Raw genomic sequence first — 19,689 nt, 5'->3', positions numbered from 1 at the left:
GGGGGGACACTTTGTCCACACCGGCCCGCCTCGGGCGACGACTGATACAGCTCTACGTCGGCCTCGCGCTGTACGGCGCCAGCTCCGCGCTCCTCGTCCGGGCGGGCCTGGGCCTGGAGCCATGGAACGTGCTGCACCAGGGCCTGTCCGAACTGACGGGCCTGACGATCGGCGTGGTGTCGATCATCATCGGCGCGGTGGTGCTGCTTCTGTGGGTCCCGCTGCGCCAGCGTCCCGGCCTGGGCACGGTCTCCAACGTCTTCGTCGTCGGCCTCGCCCTGGACGGCACCCTCGCCCTGATGCCCGACGCCCGCACACTGGCCGTCCGGGTTCCGCTGCTCCTGGCGGGCATCGTGCTCAACGGAGTGGCCACCGGCCTCTACATCGCCACCCGCTTCGGGCCCGGCCCCCGCGATGGACTGATGACGGGGCTGCACCAGCGCACCGGCCGCTCGATCCGCCTGATGCGGACGGCCGTGGAGGTGGCGGTCGTGGTCACCGGCTTCGCCCTCGGCGGCACGATCGGCGTCGGTACGGTGCTGTACGCGGTGTCCATCGGCCCGCTGGCCCAGCTCTTCCTGCGTGTGTTCGCCGTTCCGGCGCCGCCCGGAGACAAGCCCGTTGCCGCCGGGACACCCGAGCGAGCGATACTGCGTCCGTGACCACGCCCGTACGCCACCCGTACCTCGACCACCCGGGGCCCATCCCGTTCGCGCACCGCGGCGGGGCGGCCGACGGGCTGGAGAACACCGTGGCGCAGTTCCGGCACGCGGCCGGACTCGGCTACCGCTACATGGAGACCGACGTGCACGCCACGGCGGACGGCCGGCTCGTCGCCTTCCACGACGCGACCCTGGACCGGGCGACCGACGGCGCGGGCCGGATCGCGGACCTGCCGTGGGAGGACGTGCGCCAGGCGCGCGTGGCGGGCCGGGAGCCGGTGCCGCTCTTCGCGGAGCTGCTGGAAAGCTTCCCCGAGGTCCGCTGGAACGTCGACGTCAAGGCGGAGCCCGCCCTGCGCCCCCTGCTGGACCTGATCGAGCGGACGAACGCCTGGGACCGCGTCTGCGTCGGCTCGTTCTCCGAGGCGCGCCTGATCCGGGCGCAGCGCCTGGCCGGGCCCCGCCTCGCGACCTCGTACGGCACCCGCGGGGTACTGGCTCTGCGGCTGCGCTCCTGGGGTCTGCCGGCGGTGCCGCGCCGGTCCGCGGTGGCCGCGCAGGTGCCCGTCTCCCAGTACGGCGTCCCGGTGGTCGACCGGCGGTTCGTGCGCACCGCCCACGCGCGCGGGCTGCACGTGCACGTGTGGACGATCAACGAACCCGCGCTGATGCACCGGCTCCTGGACCTCGGTGTCGATGGCATCATGACCGATCACATCGACACGTTGCGCAAGGTCATGGAGGACCGGGGCGTCTGGGCCTGAGGCCCAACGCACCCCCGCTCGCCTTCGCGGACCGTCGGCAACCGGGGAACCAGCGGGGAAGCGAGGGCACGGGTGGGCAGCGACACCGTGCGGGCAGGGCAGGCCGGCGACGAGGCCGCCGACCGGCGCCGCGAGCAGCGCGGCTGGTACTTCTACGACTGGGCGTGCTCCGTCTACTCCACGAGCGTGCTCACCGTCTTCCTCGGCCCCTACCTCACGGCGGTCGCCGAGTCGGCGGCGGACGCGGACGGGTTCGTGCACCCGCTGGGCATTCCGGTGCGGGCGGGGTCGTTCTTCGCGTACTGCGTCTCGGCGTCCGTCATCGTGGCGATCGTGCTGATGCCGGTCGCCGGCGCGGCGGCCGACCGCACCGGCCGCAAGAAGCCGCTCCTAGCGGCCGCCGCCTATGTGGGTGCCGGCGCCACCACGGGCCTGTTCTTCCTGGACGGCCACCGCTATCTGCTCGGCGGCCTGCTGCTGGTGGTCGCCAACGCGTCGGTGGCCGTCTCGATGGTCCTCTACAACTCCTATCTGCCGCAGATCGCCCCGCCCGAGGAGCGCGACGCGGTCTCCTCGCGCGGCTGGGCCTTCGGCTACGCGGCCGGCTCACTGGTGCTGGTGGCGAACCTCGTCCTGTTCACCGCCCACGACTCCTTCGGCGTCTCCGAGTCGACGGCCGTGCGCATCTGCCTGGCCTCGGCCGGTCTGTGGTGGGGCCTCTTCACGCTCGTCCCGCTGAAGCGGCTGCGCGACCGCCGCACCACCCCCGCCGCGGCGCGGGTCCACGGCTGGCGCCAACTCGCCTCCACCATCCGGGACATGCGGGGCAAACCGCTCACCTTGTCCTTCCTGCTCGCCTACCTCGTCTACAACGACGGCATCCAGACGGTGATCTCACAGGCCTCGGTGTACGGCTCCCGGGAGCTGGGTCTGAGCCAGTCGACGCTCATCACGGCGGTGCTGATGGTGCAGGTGCTGGCGGTGGCGGGGGCGCTCGGCATGGGACGGCTGGCCCGCCGGTACGGGGCCAAGCGCACGATCCTCGGCTCGCTGGCCGCGTGGGCGGTGATCCTGGCTGCCGGGTACTTCCTGCCGGCCGGGGCGCCGATGTGGTTCTTCGTGCTGGCGGCCGGGATCGGGCTGGTCCTCGGCGGGAGCCAGGCCCTGTCCCGGTCGCTGTTCTCGCACCTGGTCCCGCCCGGCAAGGAGGCCGAGTACTTCTCGGCGTACGAGATGAGCGACCGGGGCATGAGCTGGCTGGGTCCGCTCCTGTTCGGGATCACCTACCAGCTGACCGGCAGTTACCGGGACGCGATCATCTCGCTGGTGGCGTTCTTCGCGATCGGGTTCGTGCTGCTCGCCCGGGTTCCGGTGCGCCGTGCGATCGGCGACGCGGGCAACCCCGTTCCGGATCGGATTTAGCACTCAAGGCGAAAGGGCGGTAGTGTACGCGTTTGGCCTGCCAGGCGTACCGTTACTGCGCGTCAAAGATGCCGAATCGCTGGGTGACATCTCCTAACGGATGTGACAAACCGGGCGCCGGTGGGTACTGCACTGGTTGACAAGGCTGCGGCTACGACGGCGACGCATGACCCGAAACGGGACATCGGAACGGGAATCTTTACCGCCGACCGGACGTTGACCGGATGACGACGACAGCGACACCTGTCCTGTGGGCGACAAGCCCGGGAGGCACGATTCATGAGTGAGCGAGCTCTTCGCGGCACGCGCCTCGTGGTGACCAGCTACGAGACCGACCGCGGTATCGACCTGGCCCCGCGCCAGGCCGTGGAGTACGCATGCGAGAAGGGGCATCGTTTCGAGATGCCCTTCTCGGTCGAGGCGGAGATCCCGCCGGAGTGGGAGTGCAAGGTCTGTGGGGCCCAGGCACTCCTGGTGGATGGCGACGGGCCGGAGGAGAAAAAGGCGAAGCCGGCGCGTACGCACTGGGACATGCTGATGGAGCGGCGTACCCGCGAGGAGCTCGAAGAGGTCCTCGAGGAGCGTCTCGCCGTGCTGCGGTCCGGCGCGATGAACATCGCCGTCCATCCCCGGGACAGCCGCAAGAGCGCGTAGTCCCGCCGGGGGCCGGGCCGGTTCACAGCGCACGCCACGCACGAACATGGCAGCGGGCGCCGTACGTTCACGTACGGCGCCCGCTGCCATGTTCGTTCTCGGTGGCGTAAGTGGCGCGATGCGCCGGCGGTCACCGGGTCAGCGGCGGGCGCTGTTCCCCTGACGCGTCCGCCGGCCCTGCCGCGTCCGCCGACTCGTCCCTGATCACCTCGCCCTGGACCACCTTGCCGTCGGGGCGGTGGATGCGGACCTGCTGGAAGGCGTCGCCGAGCGTGCCGGGGGTGGCCTCGCGCAGCCTGCGATCGACGGTCCGCTCCGCGTAGCGGCTCACGGCCTGCTGGACCGGCGGAAGCAGCAGGAGCAGGCCCACCGCGTCCGAGATCAGGCCGGGGATCATCAGCAGCAGGCCGCCCAGCATCATCAGGCCGTTGCCACCGCGGCGCGAGGAGGGGGCGCCGCCCTGCTGGAGTGCCTCGTTGAGGTTCTGGAAGGCACGGCGGCCCGCCCGCTTGATCACCACGGCGCCGAGGACGAGGCCGGCAATCAGCAGCAGGAAGACCGTGAACCCGCCCGCCGCTCCCGCGACCGCCGTCAGCAGCCAGATCTCCAGCACGATCCACACCGCGAGGCCCAACGGCAGGTACCGGCGGGGCCGGGAACGCCGGGGCCGGGCGGAGTACGAAGAGGTCGGAGCGCCAGTCGTCATGCTCCCAGTGTGCCTGGCGGCTGCTCAATCCCGGATAAGCACTATGCCCGGGGCTTGTCGCCCCGGCCAGTGATCTTGGTCACCCGCTCCCCCACGCCCCACGCGGTGACCCGCCACAGCGCCTCGACGAGGATGTCGCGGCTCATCTTGGAGTCGCCGTGCTCGCGCTCCACGAAGGTGATGGGGACCTCGACGACGTGGTAGCCGGCCTTCACGGCGCGGCGGGCCAGGTCGACCTGGAAGCAGTAGCCCTGCGAGGCGACCTCGTCCAGGCCCAGGCCCTCCAGCGTCTCCCGGCGGAAGGCGCGGTAGCCGCCGGTGATGTCCCGCAGGGGGAGGTCCAGGGCGATCCGGGAGTAGGTGCTGCCGCCGCGCGAGAGGAACTCGCGGGACTTCGGCCAGTTCACCACGCGTCCGCCCGGCACCCAGCGGGAGCCGAGGACCAGGTCGGCGCCCTTGAGGGCGGTCAGCAGCCGGGGCAGTTCCTCGGGCTGGTGGGAGCCGTCGGCGTCCATCTCGATCAGGACGCCGTAGTCGCGCTCCAGGCCCCAGCGGAAGCCCGCGAGGTAGGCGGCGCCGAGGCCCTCCTTGCCCTTGCGGTGCAGCACGTGCACGTGCCCGTCGTCGGCCGCCAGCTCGTCGGCGAGCTTGCCCGTGCCGTCGGGGCTGTTGTCGTCGGCCACGAGGACGTGCGCCTCGGGGACGGACGTGCGCACCCGGCTCACGATCGTCTTGATGTTCTCCGCCTCGTTGTAGGTCGGAATGATCACCAAGGCCGTGCCGAGCGGGCCGAGTCGCCTGTCCCGGGCTCGGGAGCCGGCCGAGGGGGTGCCGTCGCCGTCGTTCACTACTGCCCCTTCATGTCCGTACGCAGGGGACCACCATAGTGGCCCCGGCCTGCGAGGACGTGACATCGCAGGCGTATGGGGGTGTCGATTCGGCAAGAGCGGGGTAAGGGCCCTCGCCTCGATCGTGTCATGGATCCGCCCGTCCGGCGGATGGGGGCCCGGCGCCCTTCGGGCCGACCTGGGATCCGCTGGCTGCGGGTCTACCGAAAGCCGTTGTCTACTGAGCGCCCGGGCCCCACCCGGGTCACACCTTGCCGACCATCCGGAACGTTCCCCCGCGGACGCGGGCGCTGAGCCTGGCTCCCAGCGACGGTGACCCGGTGCGGCACACCGTCCCTGACGCAGCGGCGGCGCGACGCGGGTACGGAAGTTCCCCGGCCGGGCGTCCGGTGGTGGACCCGGCAGAACCTATCGGCCCGCTGCCGTCGCCTGTCAACCAGTGCCTTGACCTGTACAAACGTCCCTGACCGCCGGGTCGGGGCGGAGGATGCGCAGGTCGCGCGACCCGGCGGCGGTCACGGGGCGGCGCAGCGCGTCCCCGGGAGATCACTCGCCCGGCCGTACGAACACCGTCCGCCCGCCCACCACGGTCCGCAGGCAGACGGGCAGGTCACCGCCCGGGGTGAGGTCGGGCAGCCCGGGCGTTCCCGAGCGCGGGTCGGTCGACCAGCGTGCGACCCGGTCGTCGGGGGCCTGGACGACGAGATCGCCGGTGTGCCAGACGGCGTAGTCCGCGGGGGCGCCGGGCACCAGGACGCCCGCGTCGTCCCGTCCGACCGCCCGCCAGCCGCCGCGGGTGTGCGCGGTGAACGCGGCGCGGACGGAGACGCGGTGCTCGGGGGTGCGGTGGAAGGCCGCCGCCCGGACCGTGCCCCACGGGTCCAGCGGGGTGACGGGGCTGTCGGAGCCGAAGGCGAGGGGGACGCCGGCGCGCAGCAGGGCCGCGAAGGGGTTCAGTGTCCGGGCCCGCTCGGCGCCCAGGCGCTGGGCGTACATGCCCTCCTCGCCGCCCCACAGGGCGTCGAAGGCGGGCTGCACGGACGCGGTGAGACCGAGTTCGGCGAAGGCGGCGACGGTCTCCGGCGTGAGCATCTCGGCGTGCTCGACGCGGTGCCTGGCGGCGCGGACGCGGGCCAGGCCGACCTTCTCCGCGGCGGCGCGCACGCCGTCGACGACCGCGGTGACGGCGGCGTCGCCGATGGCGTGGAAGCCCGCCTGGAGGCCCGCCTCGGTGCAGGCGGCCACGTGGGCGGCGACGGCGGCCGCGTCCAGGTAGGCGGTGCCGGTGTGGGCGGCGTCGGTGTAGGGCGCGTGCAGGCAGGCGGTGTGCGAGCCGATGGAGCCGTCGGCGAAGAGGTCACCGGCGGCGCCGGCGGCGCCCAGCCGGCGCGCCTTGTCGACGTCCTGCTCGGCCCAGTAGCCGACGACCCGGGGGCCAGGTTCCTCGGCGGCGAGCCGCAGCAGGCCCGTGAAGTCGTCCTCGGAGGAGATGCGCGGGCCGCCGCACTCGTGCACCGATCCGATACCGAGCGAGGCGGCACGGGCGAGCGCCGCGCGCTGCGCCTCGGCGCGCTGGGCGGGGGTGACGGCGGCGAACGCGGCGGCCCGGACGGCGTGGTGGGCGTCGGCGGTCAGCGGGCCGTCCACGGGCCCGTGGATCTCCGCGAGGTCGAGCAGCGCCGTGGTGACGACCGCGGAGTGCACGTCGATACGGCTGAGGTAGAGCGGCCGGCCGCCGGTGGCCTCATCGAGTCCGGCGCGCGTCGGGGGACGTCCTCCGGGCCAGCGGGCCGCGTCCCACCCGTGGCCGAGCAGGACACGGTCGTCCGGGCGGGCGGCGGCGAAGTCCCGCACCCGGGCGAGCGCCGCCTCCAGGGAGGGGGCGTCGGACAGGTCGAGACCGGTGAGCGCGAGGCCGGTGGCGGTGGTGTGCACATGGGCGTCGGTGAACGCCGGGGTGACGAGGGCGCCGTCCAGGTCGACCACCTCGTCGACACCGTCGGCGAAGGCGTCGGCCGCCCCCTCCGAGCCGACCCAGGCCACTTGGCCCGCCTCCACGACCATGGCGGTCGCGAACGGGTCGGCGGGACTGTGGACCTCGCCCCTCCGGAGAAGGACGGTCCGGACCTCGGCAGCACGCTCACTCATGCCCCCAGTCTCCCGCCTGCCCCGAACCCTCCGGCACGCAGGTCACCCGGACACGCTCCGGAACTCCACCGCAGGCGCCCCCGGCGAGCCCGCCCCGCGCCCCGGGACGTGCCTTCTGCGCCGGATCGGGTCAGATACGGGGCGGGCGGGATTCGTACGGGGTGGAGAGGACCACCGTGGTACGGGTCGAGACGCCCGCCAACGTGCGTACGCGGGCCAGCAGCTCCTCCAGCTCGTGCGGGGTGGAGACACGGACCTTGAGGATGTAGTTCTCGTCGCCGGCGACGCTGTGGCAGGCCTCGATCTCGGGGACGCCGGCCAGCCGGTCGGCGATGTCGTCGGGGGCGCTGGGATCGAAGGGTTTGACCGAGATGAAGGCGGTCATGGGCAGCCCCACCGCCTCCGCGTCGACGACGGCGGCATAGCCGCGGATGACACCGCGCTGCTCCAGCCGCCGCACCCGCTGGTGCACGGCCGACGTGGACAGACCGGTGGCCTTGCCCAGGTCGGTGTAGCTCATCCGCCCGTCCTTGACGAGCAGCTGCACGATCTGTCGGTCCAGCTCCTCCATGGCGCAAGAACCTACAGTGTGCTTGATCTCCCGGGACAGCCGAGCGGCCCGGGTCGTGTCCCGTCGGCGGACAAACCCACCACGGCGGGCACCTGCGAGCGGCATGTGACCAACACCACACATCCCGAAGCCTCTCCGTGATGTTCTCGTGATTACCGGCGAGAGCGGACGGGAAGTGCTTGCTGTGGTCGAGGCCGCAGCGCCTTCACGGCCCAGCCTTAGGGGGAGAATCCCATGCAGAGTCTCAAGCGCCCTGGTCGTTCTGTGCCCAGGCGACACCAGTCGGTCATCGAGTTCCAGCCGGAGAGCCTGGAACCCGACATCGACGACGACGTGGACGGCGCGGAATCCGACGCCTACGACACCTTCGAGATGTACCGGGTGTTCTGCCCGGAGTGCGCGCAGCCCATCGCCCTGCTGGCGGACGAGGAGGTGCTGCCGGAACACGCGCTGTGCGTCTCGCCGTGGAACCCGTTCGGGCTCACGGCCTGCGCCGGTACGGGGCGCTGGGCGTCCGAGGCCCGGCCCGCGGACGAGTCCGCCGACCCCCAGGAGCAGGACACCGCGCTGCTGTTGACGCTCCCGCAGAGCCTCGACTGGCGCATGCAGCCCTTCTCGCACGTGGGCGGCCCGGGCTCCCGCCCGATGCGCGTGCCGCAGCTACGCCGGTTGGCCGCCTGAGCGGCGCCGCACCGCCGGGCACCCGCGTCCGTCCGCGCACCACGGCCAGGGCGCACAGGCCGCCGTGGTGCCCGAACAGCACCCCTGACTTCCCGGAGGCCGCAGGCCCGGACGCCGGTGAACTCACGCTCGATTCCACCGGGCGGTGACCTGCCCGCCGTACTCCGCGTTGCCCAGGTATGACCACCACGCATCCGGCAGCCGGACGACGGCGGCGCGTCTTCGTGCCGCCGCCGCCCGCAGAATCGGTTCCCTCTGTGCCTTCGCAGCCCACGGACCCGCCGATCTACCGCGACCTGATGCGCACCTGGGCCGACCGGGGCCGCACCCTGCCGGGACGTCACGACCCGGAGTGGGTCCGGCTGGCGGCGCCGCCGGCCGGTCTCGCGCAGCTCAGCGGGTCTCGGGACCCGCGACGTGACGGGCGATGACCATCCGCTGGATCTGGTTGGTGCCCTCGACGATCTGCAGGACCTTGGCCTCGCGCATGTAGCGCTCGGCCGGGAAGTCCGTGGTGTAGCCGTATCCGCCGAGCACCTGGACGGCGTCCGTGGTCACCTTCATGGCCGCGTCCGTGCAGAACAGCTTGGCCATGGCCGCCTGCCGTGCGAACGGCAGGCCCGCGTCCCGCAGCCGCGCCGCCGCCAGGTACAGCGCGCGGCCCGCCTCGATCTGCGTCGCCATGTCGGCGAGCATGAACCGCAGCCCCTGGAAGTCGGAGATCGGCCGCCCGAACTGCTGCCGCCCGGCGGCGTAGCCGACGGCCTCGTCCAGCGCGGCCTGGGCGAGGCCGATGGCGCAGGCCGCGATGCCGAGGCGTCCGGAGTCGAGCGCGGACAGGGCGATGGCGAAGCCCTGCCCCTCCTCCCCCAGGCGCCGGTCGTCGCCGACCCGCACACCGTCGAGGTGGATCTGCGCGGTGGGCGAGCCCTTCAGGCCCATCTTCTTCTCCGGGGCCGCGGCGCTCAGGCCCTCGGCGTCGCCCGGCACGAGGAAGGCGGTGATCCCGCGCGGGCCCCGCTCTCCGGTGCGGGCCATCACGGTGTAGAAGTCGGCGATCCCGCCGTGGGTGATCCAGGACTTCGTCCCGGTGAGCACCCAGCCGTCGCCGTCCCGGACCGCCTTGGTGCTGAGCGAGGCGGCGTCGGAGCCGGAGGCCGGCTCGGAGAGGGCGTACGCGCCGAGCAGACCGCCGCCCAGCATCGCGGGCAGATGCTCGACCTGCTGCTTCTTGGTGCCGTAGGCGGCGAGCCCGTAGGAGGCGAGGGTGTGCACGCTCAGGCCGAGGCCGACGGTGAGACGGGCCGCGGCCAGCTCCTCGAGGACCTGGAGGTAGACCTCGTAGGGCTGGTCGCCGCCGCCGTACTCGGAGTCGTAGGGAAGGCCGAGCAGGCCGGAGCGGGAGAGCAGGGTGAAGACCTCGCGCGGGAAGCGTCCCGCGTCCTCCTCCTCGGCCGCCTTCGGGGCGATCTCGTGCTGCGCGATGTCGCGGACGAGCGAGATCAGATCCCGGGCCTCCTCCGTGGGCAGTTGCCGGTCCACCGGCTGCGGGGCGCGGTCGGGCATGGCGACGCTCTCCTCCCTTTCGGGCACATCGGCGGATGTGCGCCTTGGGTGGGGCGGCTCCGCCGGGGTCTTTCTCGGGCCCAGCCGGTGTCGGCGATCCCGGGTCACGGAAGCTGCTGACCAGCGGCTGTGCGCTGTGAGTATGCCCGATCCGAGGCATCTCGTCACCGGTTAACGACCGCTTACTTCAAGAAATCCCGAAGGCCCGAAATTGGTCCGAACCATTGACCGCACTGGTCTAGTCCTCCTAGGGTGCCCGAACCAACGCTTACCGCGTTCATGCCAATCGGCACGATCCCCTCTCCCCCACGAGGAGACACCGATGCACACTCCGCACCGCCTCCGGGCGCTGCTGTCCGCCGCCTGCACCGTCGCGCTCGGCGCCGGACTGCTCGCCGGCGCGGGCACGGCCACCGCCACCCCCACCCGATCCGCCGCGCAACCGGCCGCCGCGGGCTCCAAGGTGGTCGGCTACTTCACCGAATGGGGCGTCTACGACCGCAAGTACCACGTCAAGAACATCGAGACCTCCGGCTCCGCGGCGAAGCTCACCCACATCAACTACGCCTTCGGCAACTTCACCGGCGGCAAGTGCGCCATGGGCGACGCGTACGCGGCGACCGACCGCGCCTACACCGCCGAGGAGTCGGTGGACGGAGTCGCCGACACCTGGGACCAGCCGCTGCGCGGCAACTTCAACCAGTTGCTGAAGCTGAAGAAGAAGCACCCGGGTCTGAAGGTGCTGTGGTCGTTCGGCGGCTGGACCTGGTCGGGCGGCTTCGGCGAGGCCGCGAAGAACCCGGCCGCCTTCGCCCAGTCCTGCTACGACCTGGTCAACAACTCCAAGTGGGCGGGCGTCTTCGACGGCATCGACATCGACTGGGAGTACCCCAACGCCTGCGGCAACACCTGCGACACCAGCGGCCGCGCGGCCTACAAGAACCTGATGGCGGCGCTGCGCGCCAAGTTCGGCGGTGCGCTGGTCACCGCCGCGATCCCGGCGGACGCCAGTAGCGGCGGCAAGATCGACGCGGCCGACTACGCGGGCGCCGCGGCGTCTGTCGACTGGTACAACCCCATGACCTACGACTACTTCGGCGCCTGGGACGCGGCCGGGCCGACGGCTCCGCACTCGCCGCTGACCTCCTACTCCGGCATTCCGAAGACGGAGTACACCACCTCGGCGACCATCGCCAAGCTCAAGGGCCTCGGGATCCCCGCCTCGAAGCTGCTGCTCGGCATCGGCTTCTACGGCCGCGGCTGGACCGGCGTCACCCAGTCCGCTCCCGGCGGCAAGGCGACCGGACCGGCGGCGGGCACGTACGAACAGGGCATCGACGACTACAAGGTGCTCAGGACCAAGTGCCCGGCGACCGGCACGGTGGGCGGCACCGCGTACGCCAAGTGCGGCAGCCAATGGTGGAGTTACGACACTCCGGCGACCATCGCGACCAAGATGAACTACAAGAACGACCAGGGTCTGGGCGGGACGTTCTTCTGGGAGCTGAGCGGGGACACCGCGAGCGGTGAGCTGATCAAGGCGATCAAGTAGCGCCGCATCCGAGGAGGCGGGGCGGAGGGCGAGACCCCCTCCGCCCCGCCTCCTCACCCCTCCTGGGCCCCTGTCCCTCAGTCGTCGCGGCGGGCGGGTGCGGGGGCCGGGTGGGTCGGGTCGATCTCCTCGATGGCGCGCAGTGCGCCGCCGAGGGTCTTCACCAGCAACTCGCGCATGGTCTCCCGGGAAAGTCCGGGCCGGCCGATCCAGTCGAGGGTGGCGCCCTCGACACTGCACACCCAGGCGAGCAGCCCCATGCGGGCCACCGGGGCGATGGCGGTACGGCCGTAGGCACCCTCCGCGATGGTCGCGACGATGGCCTCGCGCACGCCGTCCCGGATGGCGTGCACCTCGGTGTCGAAGCCGACGCCGCCGCTGACGATGGTGCGGTAGGCGGCCTGGTTGTGCTCCGCGTAGCGCAGGTAGCCGTCGATGGTGCGCTGCACCCGGTCCACGGCCGGCATCTCCAGGCCCCGTGCCGCGGAGGTGACCAGGTCGACGACGGAGTCCTCGATGATCGCCAGGTAGTAGCCGCGCTTGGACCGGAAGTAGTAGTAGATCAGTCCCTTGGCCACATGGGCCTGCCGGGCGATGTCGTCCATCGAAAGGGCGTCGTAGGACGTGTCGGCGAACAACCTCCGTCCGACGGCGAGGAGTTCGGCGCGACGCCCCTCGGAGCGCTCGGTGCCGCGCACCCGGCTGGGGGTCCCCCCTGCCCGAACGGAGTTCAGAGCTTGGGGGCGGGCGGTCTCACGCGGTTGACTGATATTCAATTCGACCTTGGCCTCCAACTGGCGGTCGGACAACCGCAGTATGGCAGGCCGGCATGGCCCGGAGGCAGGTCGCCTTGAAGGCCCCGGTCGCCCGGGGCCTTCGTACAGGCGCGGAGTTCCGGTCAGCTCACGCCGACGGCGGCGAGCGCCTTGCGCTGGTGGCCCGTGAGGTGGGTCGGGAAGTACAGGTAGCAGATGCCGCCGGAGCCGGAGGCGACCTTGCCGGAGGCGTTGTAGCGCTTGGTCCTGAGCCAGATGTTCTCGAACTCCCGGCGCCGGTAGACACGCCGTACCGCCGCGTCGTTCGGCGATGCCGGGTCGTTGGCGATCACGTCACCGTCGGCGGTGAAGCCGATGACGGTCATGAGGTGGCCGTTGGTGCCGTAACCGGCGCCGGTCAGCTCGGTGTTGAGGAAGGACTGGGACGTTATGGCCGGGATGCCGGCCGCGATCAGCGTCTCCAGGTCGGTGAGCGAGCCGAGCCGGGTCACCACTGCCTGGAGGTCCTTGAAGGTGGCCGCGTAGGCGGCGTTGAACGGCCAGTTGCCGCAGCCTTCGTACTGGTAGTCGTACGTGTACCGGGCCGCGTTGCAGACCTGCGGGTCGGCGTAGGACGGGTCGACCCAGGACAGTTGCTCGGGGGTGAGCCGTCCGCCCCAGTACTCGATGATCATCTGGGAGGAGGTGGGGCTGCACCAGGCCTCGCCGCCGTTGTCGTACTCGGGGTACTGGCCGGAGTGGATCGACTGCGAGTAGCGCGGGACGGTCAACTCCTTGGCCACGCCGGGTGCGGAGGCCGGGACGGTGAAGCGGTCGGGGACGTCGGAGCCCATGGCGCCGATCCGCCAGACGGTGGGCGTGAGCCAGGTGCCGGGCCTGCGATGGAGGGTGAGCCGCAGCCGGTAGGAGGTGAGGCGCAGCCCGGAGGCCGGGGCGTCCAGGGAGAAGGTGTCCGTCCAGATGGTGCTGCGGCCGTCGCGCTGGCCGTCGACGGAGGTCCGTTTGACGTCCTGGTCGCCGGCCGCCCAGCGGCCCATCACGTACCAGGGGGTGTCCGTGCCGTCGGAATACGTGCCGCGTAGTTCGACCTGGATCCAGGTGCCGGCCGGGGTGTGCGCGTTCCAGGAGGCGACCGCCTCCGTGGCCGGCACGGACAGCCGGTGCACCGGGCTTGTCCAGGTGGCGTACTCCCAGGTCGCGGTCGTGCCGGTGTGCGGGTCGGTGTAGTCGGTGGTACCCGCGGGCTGCGCGATCTCCAGGCCGGGCCGGGCGCCCGCGACGGCGCGGGTGCCGCGGGCCGTGCCCGCGCGCCAGTCGGTGTACGTGGTCCAGGCGCGGTAGTCGATCGGGCGGGCCGGGGCGGCTCCGGCGTCCTTGGCGCCGGTGGCGGGGGCGGCCGTGGTCGCGGCGGCCGCCGGGGCCGCGCCACCCGCCATCGCCGCCGCGGCGACCGCGACGGCCAGGACGGATCTGCGGGACGGCTGTTCGGCTCTGCTCATGGGTGGATGACCCCCAGGTGTCCGAAGTCGGGCGGGTCCGTGGCTGCGCCCACTATGGCCGTGACGCCCGCCTCCTGCCAGCACTTCGGCATACGCCACGCCTACCAATATTGGTCTCCACCACTGGCATGACCTGCGCCGAGTCCCCGCGCCGCCAGGCAGGCGGCCCGCCCGCGCGGCCCGCCGCGGCCACCGGCGGCGCGGGGAGCGGTCACTAGAATGACCACGGAGAAAACGCCCCCTCTACACACTCCGGGAATCGCCATCCGCGCCCTCGCCGCCCTCCTTCGTGATGCGCCGCCGTCCTGCGGGACCGTGCGGCTGGTCGGCGTCGACGGGCACGCGGGATCCGGGAAGTCCACGTTCACCGGGGAGTTGGCCACGGCGCTGGGCGGCGCTCCCGTGCTGCACCTGGACGACGTCGCGAGCCATGGGGAGCTGTTCGCGTGGGAGGGTCGGCTGCTGAGCGAGGTCGTCGAACCCCTCGGGCGGGGGGCGACGGCGCGCTATGCCCCCTACGACTGGCGGGCACGGCGGTTCAAGGCCGCCGCGCGGGCGCTGCCGCCGGCGCCCGTGGTCCTCATCGAGGGCGTGGGCGCCGGACGGCGGGCGCTGCGTCCGTATCTGGCGCACCTGCTGTGGATGGATCTGCCGCGCGAGGAGGCCTGGGCGCGAGGCCGGTCGCGCGACGGTGAGGAGCAGCGGGAGTTCTGGTCCGGGTGGGTCGAGGCCGAGCGCCGGCACTTCGCCGAGGACCCCTCGCGGCCCTTCGCCGATCTTCTGGTGCGGCAGTTGCCAGAGGGATACGCGGTGTTGCCGGGGCCTGCCGGGGCCGTTGGACCGGACCAGTTCGTCACCCACGGTGACGGGTCGTCGGCAGTGTGCTGAACTTGTGAAGACCCTTGCCGGGTAACTTTCCCAAGTCCCTCAACTCCGCTTGACCCGGGGGCCGTACAGGTCTTACGTTCTCAATGAGCGGTCATCGCGCACCGCCCGCAGTCACGAAGCCCCCGATTGTTCCCCCGTGATCGGGGGCTTCGTTCTGCCCTCTTCGCGTTTTTCGGACGCTGCACGATGTCATTTGCTCACCCTCGGTCACCACACCGGATGCGTCCCGTGCGCCGCCACCTCGCGGAACGGCCTGTGCGGCACCCTTCGGCGGGCGGCGGCCCCGCAGGTACGATGCCCTCGGTGCGACCTTTGAACGACTGCTTCGCGCACCTGCAACTCCGGTCCGCGGTAAAGCGGTTCGACCACAGGAAGCCGTCAGGTGGATGCCTGGCGGCGAACCTTCGGGGGCACGGTTTGTGGGGGACGTGATGGACTTCGGCACGCAGGGCCCGAAGGCCCCGGCCGACCTCGCGTGGCTGCGAGGCGTGGACGCCTACACCATGGGCGCCTATCCGCAGGCGGAGGAGGAGTTCCGGGCCGCGGTGCGGCTGGACCCGGGGATGGCCGACGGCTGGCTCGGCCTGCACGCGCTGCGCGTCGACACGACGACCGCGCTGCTGAGGATGTTCCGGCACCGCGAACGCTTCGGCGAACAGCGCGCCCGGCACCGCCGCACCCTCAACTCCTGGTACTGGCTGGGCTGGTGGGTCCAGCCCGTGCTGGAGAGCCCGCGCGACCTGCTGCTCGCGCACGCCTCGCACTGGCTGGACGGCCGCCATGTCCCCGAACTGGACCGCGCGCTGGCCGGGCTGCCGCCGGTGGACGCCGACCCCCAGGTCCGCTTTCTGCACGCCTGCCGCGCCTACCTCGTCAAGGACTGGGAGCAGCTCGTCCGGCACACCGACACGCTGCTCGACGATCCGCTGCTCGGCATCGAGGCCGGACTGTTCGGCGGCATGGCCCGGGTGCGCCTGGAGATGTACGGGCAGGCCGAGCCGCTGTTGTCGGCCGCGCTGATGCGCTGCCGCAGTGAGCAGCCGCAGCGCAAGGAACTCAGGTACTGGCTGGCGCGGGCCCACGAGGGCACCGGCCGCAGCGCGGCGGCACTTCCCCTGTACCGGGCGGTGCACCGGGTCGATCCGGCCTTCATGGACACCTCGGCGCGGCTCGCGGCGATCTCCGAGGGCGACGGGTACGAGGACACGGCCGGCCTCGCCGCGATCACCCTGACCGGCCTCGGGCAGGACATCATGGACGGCTCGGATCTGCTGGACCCGCTGTTCGGCACCGAGGGCCGGGACCTGAAGCTGTCCGGGACCGACCTGTCGGTGACCGGTTCGATGCCGTCGGTGACCGATCCGGCGGTGCGCCGGCGCACCCCGGCGGCCGACGTGCCGCTGCCCACCGGGCCCACCGATCCGGCGTTACTGGAGGAAGCACTCTCCGAACTCGAGCGCATGGTGGGGCTCGAACCGGTGAAGCGGCAGGTCAAGGCCCTGTCGGCGCAGTTGAACATGGCGCGGCTGCGGGCCGGGCAGGGGCTGCCCGTGCAGCCGCCCAAACGCCACTTCGTCTTCTCCGGCCCCTCGGGCACCGGCAAGACCACCGTCGCCCGCATCCTCGGCCGTGTCTTCTACGCGCTCGGCCTGCTCGGCGGCGACCACCTGGTGGAGGCGCAGCGGGCGGACCTGGTCGGCGAGTACCTGGGGCAGACCGCCGTCAAGGCCAACGAGCTGATCGACTCCGCGATCGGCGGCGTGCTCTTCGTCGACGAGGCCTACTCCCTGTCGAACTCGGGCTACGGCAAGGGCGACGCGTACGGCGACGAGGCCCTGCAGGTGCTGCTCAAGCGGGCCGAGGACAACCGCGACCACCTGGTGGTGATCCTCGCCGGCTACCCCGAGGGCATGGACCGCCTGCTCGCCGCGAACCCCGGGCTGTCGTCGCGCTTCACCACCCGGGTGGACTTCCCGTCGTACCGGCCCGGGGAACTCACCGAGATCGGCCAGGTGCTCGCCACGGAGAACGGCGACCTGTGGGACGACGAGGCCCGGGACGAGCTGCACTCGATCGCCGGGCACGTGGTCGACCAGGGCTGGATCGACGAACTCGGCAACGGCCGGTTCCTGCGGACCCTGTACGAGAAGAGCTGCGCCTACCGGGACCTGCGGCTGTCGACGTACCCGGCAACGCCGACCCGGGACGACTTGTCGACCCTGAGACTGCCGGACCTGATGCAGGCGTACGGGGAGGTGCTGTCGGGACGGGGGCCCCAGGATCCGTCGGCTCTGTGACGGATCCTGGGGCCCCTCGTCCGCGTTCCTTACGGGACCTGGGTGGCCAGTGCCTCCTCCGGCTCCCCGCTCCCCCGCGGCTCGGTCAGCCGTACCTCCGTCGCCGCGCGGTGTGCGGGGTCGCGCACCTCGCCCACGAGCAGTTCCAGTACGTCCTCCAGGGCCACCAGGCCCAGCACCTTGCCGGAGGCATCCGCCACCTGGGCCAGGTGGGTGGCCGCCCGGCGCATGACGGTCAGGGCGTCGTCCAGCGGCAGCTCGGCCCGCAGGGTCGTCATCGGGCGCCACGTCCTTTGCGGTACGGCCTGCTCGGCGTCCTCCACGTCGAGCACGTCCTTGACGTGCACGTAGCCCAGGAAGGCACCGTTGCCCGCAGCCACCGGGAAGCGGGAGTAACCCGTCCGGGCGGTGAGGGCGACGATCTCGGCCGAGGTGACCGACGGGCCGACCGTGACCAGCGCCTCGCGTTGGAGCAGGACGTCGGTCACCGGGCGGGAGCCCAGCTCCAGGGCGTCCTCCAGACGTTCCTGCTCCTCGGGGTCGAGCAGCCCCGCCTGGCGGGAGTCCTCCACCAGACGGCCCAGCTGCACGCTGGTGAAGGCGGCCTCGACCTCGTCCTTGGGCTCGACGCGGAAGATCCGCAGGACACCCTTGGCGCAGGCGCCGAGCGCCACCGTGATCGGCCGGCACAGCCGGGCGAAGGCGACCAGACCGGGGCCGAGCCACAGCGCGGCCTTCTCCGGCGCGGCCATCGCGAGGTTCTTCGGCACCATCTCGCCGATGACGAGGTGGAAGAAGACCACGGCCGCCAGCGCGATGACGTAGCCGAGCGGGTGGACCATGCCGCTGGGCATGTGGAGCCATGCGAACACCGGCTCCAGCAGGCGGGCCACCGTCGGCTCGGCGACGGCGCCCAGGGTCAGCGAGCAGATGGTGATGCCGAACTGGGCGGCGGCCATCATCTGCGGCAGCCGCTCCAGACCGTGCAGCACCTGGCGGGCCCGGGCCGTGCCGAGCGGTTCGATCTGGCTGCGGCGGACGGAGACGAGGGCGAACTCGGCGCCGACGAAGAAGCCGTTGGCGAGGACCAGCAGCGCGGCGAAAAGCAGTTGGATCACGCTCATCGGGCGGCCTCCGCCACGGCCGGGACCGGGTCGGTCAGGGAGACGGTGCGGACCAGCCGGACCCGCTCCGCGCGGTAGTGCCCGACCTGGCGCACGGCCAGCCGCCAGCCCGGCAGCTCGGCGCTGTCGCCGGGGGCCGGGATACGGCCGAGCAGGTCGGCGACCAGGCCGGCGACGGTCTCGTACGGGCCCTCGGGCGCGTGCAGGCCGATCCGCCGGAGCAGGTCGACACGGCAGCCGCCGTCGACGTCCCAGGCGGGGCTGCCGTCCTCGGGCGGGGCCGGCGCGAGTTCCGGCACGTCCGTGGCGTCGTGCTCGTCGCGGACCTCGCCGACGAGTTCCTCGACGATGTCCTCCAGGGTGACGACGCCCGCGGTGCCGCCGTACTCGTCGACGACGACCGCGATCGGCTGCTCGTTGCGCAGCTGGGCGAGCAGCGGCTGCACCGGCAGGGTCTCGGGGACCAGCAGCGCCGGGCGGGCGATACGGCCCACCGGGGTGCGCAGCCACTCGTCGGACGGCACCGCGAGGGCGTCCTTGAGGTGGACCATGCCGACGACCTCGTCGATCTTCTCGTGGTAGACGGGGAAGCGGGACAGGCCGGTGGCACGGGTGAGGTTCACCACGTCCTCGGCGGTCGCCGAGGACTGCAGCGCGCTGACCTTCACCCGCGGGGTCATGACGTGCTGTGCGGTCAGGTCGCCCAGGGACAGGGTGCGCACGAAGAGGTCCGCGGTGTCCTGTTCGAGGGCGCCGGCCCGGGCCGAGTGGCGGGCCAGCGAGACCAGCTCGCCGGGGGTGCGGGCGGAGGCCAGCTCCTCCGTGGGTTCGACGCCCAGGGCGCGCACCAGCCGGTTGGCGACCGTGTTGAGCGCCGCGATCACCGGGTGGAACAGGCGCGAGAAGAGGTGCTGTGGGCCGGCCACGAAACGCGCCACCTGGAGGGGCCGCGAGACCGCCCAGTTCTTGGGTACGAGCTCGCCGATCACCATCTGGACCGCCGAGGCCAGCAGCATGCCGACGACGACGGCTACCCCGGAGACGGCTCCGCCGGGGACACCGGCCGCCGCGAACGGGCCGCGCAGCAGCCCGGCCAGCGCCGGCTCGGCGAGCATGCCGACGACCAGGGAGGTGATGGTGATGCCGAGCTGGGTGCCGGAGAGCTGGAAGGACAGCTCCTTGAGGGACTCGACGACCCTGAGGGCCCGTCTGTCGCCCTCCTCGGCGGCCTTCTCGGCGTCCGGGCGCTCGACCGTGACCAGGCCGAACTCGGCCGCGACGAAGAAGCCGTTGGCGAGAATGAGCAGGAACGCCGCTCCGAGGAGCAGCAGGGGGATGGTCATGATGCCGCCGCCTGTGCATATACGCGGAACAGGTCCGCGCTATGTCGGCAGGGGGCGACGCAGGTACTGCAGGACGATCCGTCCATCGCCGGAGGGAGTCACTCCTCGGGTAGCAGGAGCCCCTGGCACCGGTCGTGGAACCCAGGGGCGGAGGCGCAGCGAAAACGCGTCCGTAACCAGATTAATCA

18 protein-coding genes are annotated in these 19,689 nt (G+C 72.0%); 9 read left to right on the top strand and 9 right to left on the bottom strand.

All coding sequences use genetic code 11. From position 1 onward, the window contains the following. Positions 1 to 11 precede the first annotated feature (11 nt). The 4 genes from ACIQFZ_RS30650 to ACIQFZ_RS30635 all read left to right on the top strand — a co-directional run bounded on the left by ACIQFZ_RS30650 (position 12) and on the right by ACIQFZ_RS30635 (position 3,502). The gene (locus ACIQFZ_RS30650; RefSeq protein WP_402692715.1) at positions 12 to 662 is read left to right on the top strand and encodes a YitT family protein; all 651 of its coding nucleotides are present in this window, start codon (positions 12 to 14) and stop codon (positions 660 to 662) included. Next, entirely contained in the window at positions 659 to 1,426 is a 768-nt protein-coding gene (locus ACIQFZ_RS30645) for a glycerophosphodiester phosphodiesterase (protein ID WP_376652308.1), read from the top strand. Before ACIQFZ_RS30650 ends, ACIQFZ_RS30645 begins: the two co-directional genes overlap by 4 nt. Positions 1,427 to 1,498: 72 nt before the next feature. After that, positions 1,499 to 2,848: an MFS transporter gene (locus tag ACIQFZ_RS30640; protein WP_365434492.1), complete on the top strand. Its 1,350-nt coding sequence runs from the start codon at positions 1,499 to 1,501 to the stop codon at positions 2,846 to 2,848. A 279-nt stretch (positions 2,849 to 3,127) separates the two neighbouring features. Beyond that, entirely contained in the window at positions 3,128 to 3,502 is a 375-nt protein-coding gene (locus ACIQFZ_RS30635; RefSeq protein ID WP_003977404.1) for an RNA polymerase-binding protein RbpA, read from the top strand. 130 nt (positions 3,503 to 3,632) lie between these two features. Here the strand turns inward: ACIQFZ_RS30635 and fxsA are convergent, their stop codons facing one another. From fxsA to ACIQFZ_RS30615, 4 genes are all read right to left on the bottom strand, one after another. Continuing rightward, a complete protein-coding gene (fxsA, locus tag ACIQFZ_RS30630; protein WP_365427322.1) occupies positions 3,633 to 4,208 on the bottom strand; it encodes an FxsA family membrane protein in 576 nt (191 codons plus the stop codon). Positions 4,209 to 4,249: 41 nt separating this feature from the next. Further along, positions 4,250 to 5,056 (bottom strand): polyprenol monophosphomannose synthase, encoded by an 807-nt coding sequence (locus tag ACIQFZ_RS30625; RefSeq protein ID WP_365775541.1) that lies wholly within the window; start codon positions 5,054 to 5,056, stop codon positions 4,250 to 4,252. A gap of 546 nt (positions 5,057 to 5,602) precedes the next feature. Continuing rightward, positions 5,603 to 7,204, bottom strand: coding sequence for an amidohydrolase (locus ACIQFZ_RS30620; RefSeq protein WP_383060695.1), 1,602 nt, complete (start codon positions 7,202 to 7,204; stop codon positions 5,603 to 5,605). A gap of 130 nt (positions 7,205 to 7,334) precedes the next feature. Continuing rightward, positions 7,335 to 7,775 (bottom strand): Lrp/AsnC family transcriptional regulator, encoded by a 441-nt coding sequence (locus ACIQFZ_RS30615; RefSeq protein ID WP_141362887.1) that lies wholly within the window; start codon positions 7,773 to 7,775, stop codon positions 7,335 to 7,337. 234 nt (positions 7,776 to 8,009) lie between these two features. Here ACIQFZ_RS30615 and ACIQFZ_RS30610 point away from each other — a divergent pair, with 234 nt between their 5' ends. Both ACIQFZ_RS30610 and ACIQFZ_RS30605 read left to right on the top strand, forming a co-directional pair. Next, positions 8,010 to 8,456, top strand: coding sequence for a hypothetical protein (locus ACIQFZ_RS30610; RefSeq protein WP_365427313.1), 447 nt, complete (start codon positions 8,010 to 8,012; stop codon positions 8,454 to 8,456). Between the two features lie 179 nt (positions 8,457 to 8,635). Further along, positions 8,636 to 8,887, top strand: coding sequence for a hypothetical protein (locus ACIQFZ_RS30605; RefSeq protein ID WP_361417174.1), 252 nt, complete (start codon positions 8,636 to 8,638; stop codon positions 8,885 to 8,887). On the opposite strand, the gene ACIQFZ_RS30600 is transcribed toward ACIQFZ_RS30605, so the two are convergent. Continuing rightward, entirely contained in the window at positions 8,850 to 10,022 is a 1,173-nt protein-coding gene (locus ACIQFZ_RS30600; protein WP_361417171.1) for an acyl-CoA dehydrogenase family protein, read from the bottom strand. The two genes, ACIQFZ_RS30605 and ACIQFZ_RS30600, sit on opposite strands and share 38 nt — an antisense overlap. Positions 10,023 to 10,344: 322 nt before the next feature. On the opposite strand from ACIQFZ_RS30600, the gene ACIQFZ_RS30595 reads away from it, so the two are divergent. Beyond that, positions 10,345 to 11,574 carry a glycoside hydrolase family 18 protein gene (locus ACIQFZ_RS30595; protein WP_402692714.1) on the top strand — a complete coding sequence of 410 codons (1,230 nt, stop codon included), beginning with the start codon at positions 10,345 to 10,347 and terminating at the stop codon, positions 11,572 to 11,574. Between the two features lie 77 nt (positions 11,575 to 11,651). Here the strand turns inward: ACIQFZ_RS30595 and ACIQFZ_RS30590 are convergent, their stop codons facing one another. Both ACIQFZ_RS30590 and ACIQFZ_RS30585 read right to left on the bottom strand, forming a co-directional pair. After that, a complete protein-coding gene (locus ACIQFZ_RS30590) occupies positions 11,652 to 12,350 on the bottom strand; it encodes a TetR/AcrR family transcriptional regulator (RefSeq protein ID WP_376652328.1) in 699 nt (232 codons plus the stop codon). Between the two features lie 122 nt (positions 12,351 to 12,472). Further along, positions 12,473 to 13,849, bottom strand: coding sequence for a peptidase C39 family protein (locus ACIQFZ_RS30585; protein ID WP_402692713.1), 1,377 nt, complete (start codon positions 13,847 to 13,849; stop codon positions 12,473 to 12,475). 219 nt (positions 13,850 to 14,068) lie between these two features. On the opposite strand from ACIQFZ_RS30585, the gene ACIQFZ_RS30580 reads away from it, so the two are divergent. Both ACIQFZ_RS30580 and ACIQFZ_RS30575 read left to right on the top strand, forming a co-directional pair. After that, positions 14,069 to 14,737 (top strand): uridine kinase, encoded by a 669-nt coding sequence (locus ACIQFZ_RS30580; RefSeq protein WP_402692712.1) that lies wholly within the window; start codon positions 14,069 to 14,071, stop codon positions 14,735 to 14,737. 431 nt (positions 14,738 to 15,168) lie between these two features. Continuing rightward, the gene (locus ACIQFZ_RS30575; protein WP_365775545.1) at positions 15,169 to 17,034 is read left to right on the top strand and encodes an AAA family ATPase; all 1,866 of its coding nucleotides are present in this window, start codon (positions 15,169 to 15,171) and stop codon (positions 17,032 to 17,034) included. 29 nt (positions 17,035 to 17,063) lie between these two features. Here the strand turns inward: ACIQFZ_RS30575 and ACIQFZ_RS30570 are convergent, their stop codons facing one another. Further along, positions 17,064 to 18,158: a hemolysin family protein gene (locus ACIQFZ_RS30570; protein WP_365425661.1), complete on the bottom strand. Its 1,095-nt coding sequence runs from the start codon at positions 18,156 to 18,158 to the stop codon at positions 17,064 to 17,066. Next, the gene (locus ACIQFZ_RS30565; RefSeq protein WP_365425663.1) at positions 18,155 to 19,501 is read right to left on the bottom strand and encodes a hemolysin family protein; all 1,347 of its coding nucleotides are present in this window, start codon (positions 19,499 to 19,501) and stop codon (positions 18,155 to 18,157) included. The genes ACIQFZ_RS30570 and ACIQFZ_RS30565 overlap by 4 nt, the downstream gene beginning before the upstream one ends. Positions 19,502 to 19,689: the final 188 nt, after the last annotated feature.

Origin of the sequence: Streptomyces sp. NPDC093064 (genome assembly GCF_044754605.1) — a bacterium.
In the GTDB taxonomy this organism is placed as follows: domain Bacteria; phylum Actinomycetota; class Actinomycetes; order Streptomycetales; family Streptomycetaceae; genus Streptomyces.
This window is presented reverse-complemented; position numbering and strand designations above follow the sequence as displayed.